The organism is Vibrio sp. 2134-1 (assembly GCF_033339495.1).
This window is the reverse complement of the sequence record NZ_JAWOUS010001036.1, coordinates 1-500: the sequence shown is the minus strand read 5'-3', so window position 1 is coordinate 500 and position 500 is coordinate 1. Positions and strand designations below refer to the sequence as shown.

Below are 500 nucleotides of genomic sequence, written 5' to 3'. Positions count from 1 at the left end.
TTACCAACGAGCTAATAGTCGAATGAGAATATTGATCCCGTTATTGCTTCTATGTGTCTCAATGCCTTCTTGGGCTGCGCGTCAATTTGATATTGAAGTAATTATTTTCAAGCGAGCAGTCGACGCTGAAAGCACTACTGAATCTTGGCCAAACCAACTGCCTAAAATCGACATGGAAAATGTCGGCAGTTTGGACAGCGAAGCCTACCGCCGCTCTAAAGGCGTAACTCTGTTACCTCGCTCTTCTTTCCGCTTAAACGCACAAGAAGCGGCGCTGAACAATCATGCCGGATTTAAAGTGCTAAAACACGTAGCATGGCGTCAAGGTGATCGAGGGAAAGCAAGCGCGCCAATCTTTCGAATTGTAGGTGGTCGTGATTTCTCTGGCTCTTACAATGCAGATGGTAGCCCGATTAATGGCAATAACAGCTACTCTAGCGACGGCTATAACGAAGAAACCATCAACGGCCCACTGTATGAGTTAGATGGCAAATTCCAAA

Annotated in this window: 1 protein-coding gene; it reads left to right on the top strand. The window is 46.0% G+C overall.

Features of this window, described 5'->3' with window-relative positions:
* Nucleotides 1–22: 22 nt before the first annotated feature.
* Nucleotides 23–500: CsiV family protein (locus tag R7R78_RS29910; protein WP_318119957.1), on the top strand; the 478-nt coding region annotated here is incomplete at its 3' end.